5 protein-coding genes are annotated in these 6,547 nt (G+C 47.6%); all 5 read left to right on the forward strand.

Annotated elements, in window-relative coordinates; translation table 11 throughout:
- Positions 1 to 234 (forward strand): FecR domain-containing protein (locus ACTIE6_RS14920; protein ID WP_439557396.1); only part of this gene is annotated, 234 nt, incomplete at its 5' end.
- A 258-nt stretch (positions 235 to 492) separates the two neighbouring features.
- On the forward strand, positions 493 to 3,108 hold the full coding sequence (locus ACTIE6_RS14925) for a SusC/RagA family TonB-linked outer membrane protein (protein WP_439557397.1): 2,616 nt from the start codon (positions 493 to 495) through the stop codon (positions 3,106 to 3,108).
- Complete coding sequence (locus ACTIE6_RS14930) at positions 3,105 to 3,950, forward strand: hypothetical protein (protein WP_439557398.1); 846 nt, start codon at positions 3,105 to 3,107, stop codon at positions 3,948 to 3,950. The genes ACTIE6_RS14925 and ACTIE6_RS14930 overlap by 4 nt, the downstream gene beginning before the upstream one ends.
- A 16-nt stretch (positions 3,951 to 3,966) precedes the next feature.
- Positions 3,967 to 5,874 (forward strand): RagB/SusD family nutrient uptake outer membrane protein, encoded by a 1,908-nt coding sequence (locus tag ACTIE6_RS14935; RefSeq protein ID WP_439557399.1) that lies wholly within the window; start codon positions 3,967 to 3,969, stop codon positions 5,872 to 5,874.
- A gap of 21 nt (positions 5,875 to 5,895) precedes the next feature.
- Positions 5,896 to 6,547, forward strand: a 652-nt coding sequence (locus ACTIE6_RS14940) for a DUF3823 domain-containing protein (protein WP_439557400.1), incomplete at its 3' end; no start/stop codon positions are given.

Here is a 6,547-nt window from a genome sequence, read left to right on the forward strand (position 1 = left end):
TCAGCGCAACTTTTCGTGTTCGATGAAACGCCGGTTACCGAGGTATTCAAAGCACTGGAAGCGGCTTATAATGTAAAGATCATTTATAATGAAGCGCTGGAAAAATGTCCGCTAACTGCCACTTTGGTCGGACAGCCTTTCAGCAAGAAATTGGCTGTGATATGTAACGCCATTGATGCGACTTACGAGATCAATGGAAATCAGGTCAGGATCACGGGCAATGGATGCAGGTAGCAAAACTGATTTGTGTTGCCGGAGTAAGTAAGTCAATTCACCCAAACCTAACTTTCAAAATGACATAGACCCAACTGTCAAAAAAAATCAGCCATGCTGCCACATGACTGATTCGAAATCCCCGAAAGTAACGCTAATTACTCGCAGCCACAGCAAGTGGCGGCCCGGGAAGATATTGTTGAATAAATCGCCTTAACCAACAAATCAATCAAAAATATGGAAAAAGTTCGACGAACCGATGACCTGCTCATAACTCTTATGCGTATAACCGTCTTGCAATGTTTTCTGGTGTGCCTGTTTGCCGGAGTGTCGTGGGCAGTTGACGGCAGGGCACAATCGGCTCTCACCCAGAAAGTAACTCTTGATATTCAGAATCAGGATGTTAAAAAAGTTTTAAAAGAGCTTGAAAAGCAAACCAACATCAAGTTTGTATTCAGTTCAAGACTGATCCAGTCGGATCGGAAAGCGACGATCAAGGTAACCAATACACAACTGGCTTCCGTGCTCGACCAGCTGCTTAAACCTTTGCAGCTCAGCTATAAAATAAGTGAAGACCTGATCGTGATCAAGCCGGACAAAACGCCGGTGAAAGTTTCCGATCTGGAACAACCGGAAGTAGCCCCAGGTGCAGTGCAAACTGTTGACCGGACGCTCCGGGGGACAGTCAAAGACGAAGCCGGCGTTGCCTTGCCGGGTGTCAGCATTGTTTTAAAAGGAACACAAACGGGAACTTCTTCCGACGAAAAAGGCGCATTCTCCCTTACTGTTCCGAATGGAGAAACCACACTGATCTTTTCATTTGTAGGTTTTCTGTCTCGCGAAATCATTGTGAATGAGGGGCAAACAGAAGTGGATGTAGCCCTGAAAGTAGACGATAAAGCATTGGAAGAAGTAGTTGTGGTAGGTTACGGTACCCAAAAGAAAGAATCACTTACCGGCGCTATTTCCACGGTTACCAGCAAGGATATTGAACGTGTGCACGGTGGTTCTACGGTAAGCTCCGGCCTGGCTGGTAAAATCCCGGGCGTTACATTCCGTATGCCCGATGGTCGCCCCGGCGCAAGCGCCAATGTTCAGATCAGGAATATGGGTAACCCGCTGTTTGTAATTGACGGAATTCAGCAGGATGCAGGTCAGTTCAATAACATTTCGCCAAATGACATTGAAAGTATTACCGTACTGAAAGATGCGTCGGCGGCTATTTACGGTGTTCGCGCAGCGAATGGCGTTGTGGTAGTAACAACCAAACGCGGAAAGAATGGTACTAAAAACACGGTGAACATCGACGCTTATACCGGCTGGCAGAATTGGTCGCGCTTCCCGAATGTAGTCAATGATTCGTATCAATGGATGCTCGGCCGCGCAGAGGCGGAAATGAACCAATATGGTAAAACCTCCATTACACCTGCCGAACTTGAAAAATACAAAGCAGGTACAGAACCAGGCTACCAGACTTTCAACTGGAAAGATTTTATCATCAAAAAGAATGCGCCGCTTTATTCACTGAACATGAATATGACCGGAGGCTCCGACAGGATCAGCTACTACATTTCGGCTACGCATTTGAAACAGTTCGCTGTGCTCGGAAGGGAGTTTACATTTAAAAGAACAAACATCCAGAGCAACGTCGACGCGAAAATTACTGATCGCCTGAAACTCGGCGTGCAGATTAATGGACGTATCGAAAACCGCGACCAGCCTGGTATCCCGGGTGGTGACGATTACTGGCTGCCACGTTTCGCGATCCTGAGAAACCGTCCGTTCGAGCGGCCTTATGCAAATGATAATCCAGATTATCTCAACGATATCAAGCATAATGAAACCAACTGGGCTTACAACAACAAAAAGCTAGGCGGTTACTGGACGGAATACTGGCGCGTTTTGCAAACCAACTTTACAGGTGAATACACCATTCCGGGAATTAAAGGTTTAGTGGCAAAAGGAATGTACTCCTACTACATCGCCGACCGTGTAATGAACGGGCACGAGTATACCTACGAAGCCTACACCTACAATCCAACCGAAGATACCTACACCGTTACGGGCGGAAGTACCAACCCGTGGCGCGAGCGTGGTACCAAGAAGGTGATGCGGAATGTGTACCAGGGACAGCTGAATTATAACAACACTTTTGGCAAACATACCGTAGGTGCAACTTTCGTGGCGGAGCGCCAGGAAGAGCAGGTACAGGAACAATGGGTACACGCAGTTCCCAAGACCAACGTACTTCCGCTGATCTACTTCCCGACCATGGATACCTATAACGATTCGGAATTTGAGCTTGCACGTATAGGGTACATCGGTAGGGCAAATTATGATTATGCAGGCAAGTATTATCTCGAACTTTCTGCGCGCCGCGATGCTTCCTGGAAGTTTGCTCCCGATCGCCGCGTAGGTACATTCCCGTCTGCTTCTGTGGGTTGGAGAATTACCGAAGAGAAATTTGTCAAAGACCTGTTAGGCTCCCGGAGCATTCTGGATGATCTTAAATTCAGGGCCTCTTATGGTATCCTGGGGGATGATAACATTCTTTTCAACAATGATCCCAACAATCCGCTGAGTCCGTATGCATACCTCCCAGGTTATAACTACAACCAGGGAAATGTGATCCTGAGTGGAAATGCAGTGGTTACTTCCAGAGATAAAGGTCAGATTATCAATAATATTTCGTGGTTTAAAAGTAAGATTACGGATATCGGTGCCGACTTTTCTTTGCTGGGCACTAAGGTCACTGGGTCGGTGGATTACTTCTACAGATTGCGTACAGGATTGCTTGGCCGGAAATACGATCTGCTGGTACCTAGCGAGCTCGGTTACTCTCTGCCCGAGGAAAACGTAAACAGTGACCGCAGCAAGGCTGGGAAGGTGCATTGACATTTAATGGAAAGTCGGGGGATATCAACTACTCGATCGGCGGAAATGTGTCGTTTTCGAGGAGCAAGTTTGTGTCTTCTTACAAACCTATTTTCAACAATGCGCAGGATCAGTACCGTGCTTCACGGGAGGGTCGGTATGACAATATTTTCTGGGGTTATGAAACAATTGGCCAGTTCCAGTCGCAGCAGCAGATCACTGAATATCCGGTTAATATCGACGGACAAGGAAACCGCACTTTGCTTCCCGGTGATTTGATTTACAAGGATGTGAATGGAGATAATGTGATCAATAACCTGGACGAAAGACCAATTGGCTATACTACAAACGGACAGCCAAACATTAACTTCGGTCTGAACCTCTCGGCGAGCTGGAAAGGGTTTACACTTGCGGCTGACTTCTCGGGCGGTGGCATGTACACCTGGAATCAGAACTGGGAGCAGCGCTGGGCTTACCAGAATGACGGTGCGCTTAACAGTATCTTCCTGGATCGCTGGCACCGCAAAGATCCATTTGATCTGAACAGCGAATGGATTCCTGGTAAATACCCTGCATTGCGCTACAACGACGGTTCGCACAGCAACAACAATAAGAACTCGACTTTCTGGGTGCACAATGTGAAATACATCCGCGCGCGGACATTGGAGCTGGGTTACTCGCTGCCAAAGTCGGTATTGGAAAAGCTGAAAATGCAGAGAGCGCGGGTTTACATCAATGGATATAACCTGTTTTCAATCGATAACCTGAAAGAGTTCGGTATAGACCCGGAAGTGGCTGACGAGAACGGACTTCAATATCCGCAAGCCAAGTTTGTGAATGTGGGTATCAATCTTTCAATCTAAAAACTGTCAGATTCAAATGAAACTAAGATTTTATACAATACTGATCGCTGTTTTGATGCTGGGTTGGAGCTGCGACGACGACGCATTCCTGAACCGCCCGCCTACCAATATCCTGACCGACGAGCAGATCTGGAACAGTGAGGAGCAGATACTTTCGGTTTTGGGAGATTTGTACAACCGCTACGTCGATATCTCGACTTTTAAAACGATCAACGATGTCCCCGGCTGGATGACAGTCGGCGACTTCAATGAGGCATTCTGGTCGGAAGCTGGCCGCTACAATGCATTCCAGAATTCCGGCTGGGACGTGCGTTCCTGGGGAGCTTGGGATTACGGTTATATCCGTGAGATGAATTTGTTTATTCAAAAATGCGGAGCTTCCGAAAAGCTGGATGCTGGTGTAAAAGCCCGTTTTCTGGCAGAAGCCCGGTTCCTGCGCACATCTTACTACTTTGAGCTGGTTAAAAGAATGGGCGGTGTTCCATTGATCCTGGAACCACTTACCTACGATTTCAGCGGGGATCCGACTTATCTGCAACGCCCACGTGCCAAGGAATCGGAGATTTACGATTTTGTAATTGCAGAGGCGGAAGCGATCAAGGGAGATTTGCCTTCCAATGTAGGTGAAAAATCAAGAGCTACTAAAGGCGCGGCGCTGGCAATGGAGGCGCGGGCTGCATTGTATGCTGCTTCTATCGCCAAATATGGCGTGAATACACCTTCTGTAATGCTCTCCGGCGGCGAAGTAGGTATCCCGGCTTCTATGGCGCAGGGTTATTATACCAAAGCTTTGACAGCTGCGAAGGAAATCATCGCCGGCTCGGCTGGTGCTTATGCACTTTATACCAAAAAGCCTGATTTGTCTGAAAATTTCGCGAGTATCTTCTATGATAAGGCGAATAATCCGGAGGTGATTTTTGTGGAGGATTACAAGCTGCAAAGCGGAAAGGTGCATTACTTCACAGGCTGGAACCAGCCGCGGTACGGTGCGGAGGAAGAGGAAGGCGGCCGCATTAATCCTTCCCTCAATTTCGTGGAAGCTTTTGAAAAGTTGGACAACACTTTCGCGCCTATTCCAACAACCAATGCAACTGGTGCGCCTATTTACTATGATAATCAGGTAGATATTTTCGCGGGCAGAGATGCGCGTCTGGCTGGTACTGTCATGCTGCCGGGTACTACTTTCAAAGGTAGAGCCGTGGATATCTGGGCGGGTTTTCAGTTAGGGAATGGGACTATCGTAAGTGGCGACGACCGGGGTGCTCAAAAAACGTTACCTGGCAAAACAGTACCTGAGCAGGTAGTAGGTTTCGACGGTCCGATTGACGGTTTTGAATTTACTGCACAAACCGGTTTTTACCTTCGTAAATACCTTGATCCGGTTGTAGGTTCAGGTCAGCGCGGGGTAAACAGCGAGGTCTGGCTGGTAAGGTACCGTTTTGCAGAAGTGCTTTTGAATGCAGCTGAAGCCGCATTTGAACTGGGACAACCCGCAGCCGCTGCCGAGTACATGAATATGGTACGCGCCCGCGCCGGACTGGTTACGCCATTGAAAACTTCCGAAATCAACTTTGACCGCATTGTACACGAAAGACGCGTGGAGCTGGCTTTTGAAGGACATTATCTCTACGATATGAAAAGATGGCGCATTGCCCACCTGATTATGGACGGTAACGCAATTACGACCGCGGATTTGTCCAAAGATCTCGGAAAAGCTACCAAACGCAACACGCAGCCTTACGGACTCTGGCCTTACAAAATCTACAATCCGGGCTCACCTACGAATGGAAAGTGGATCTATAAAGTAACCAGGTTAAGCCGCGTAACAGGCGCAGACAGGTTCCAGCTCGGAAACTACTACTCCTATATCAGCGATGACGTGATCAACAATAACCCGAAGATCGTCCGTAACCCAAATCATTAAGACATTTTAAAATATCAGATCATGAAAGTAACAGTTCAGCTTTTGGCTATATTATTACTCGGACTGGGTGTAATGTCTTGTGACAAAGATAATTTCACAGCACCCAAGTCTACCTTGTCCGGCCGCATTGTATATAATGGCGAACCGATAGGCGTGGAATTCAACCAGGTAAGGATGCAGCTCTGGCAGCCTGGCTTCGGAAAGCTCGCTCCCATTGACGCGCCCATTGACCAGGAGGGCCGCTATTCGGCGCTGCTTTTTAACGGAAATTATAAACTGGTTTTCCCCGCAGGTCGCGGCCCGTTCCGTACCATCCAGCAGGATGCTGCGAAAAAGGATACCCTCTATGTGACAGTAAATGGAAACCAGACACTTGACGTGGAAGTGCAGCCTTACTTTATGATCCGCAATCCTTCCTTCAATGGAGGTGAAGGGAAAGTTTCAGCTTCATTAAAGCTGGAACAAATTGTAACCGGTGCGAATGCGAAAGCAGTAGAACGGGTGTCTTTGTATGTTAATAAAACAAACTTTGTTTCGCGCGCAACCAATATTGGTACGACTGATCTTGCATCTGCGGACATTAAAGACCTGAACAATATCAGTATGTCGGTGAATGTACCGGCACTTGTACCAGCTCAGGGTTATGTATTTGCAAGAATTGGTGTCAAAATCA

The organism is Dyadobacter sp. (assembly GCF_051859145.1).
Lineage (GTDB): Bacteria > Bacteroidota > Bacteroidia > Cytophagales > Spirosomataceae > Dyadobacter.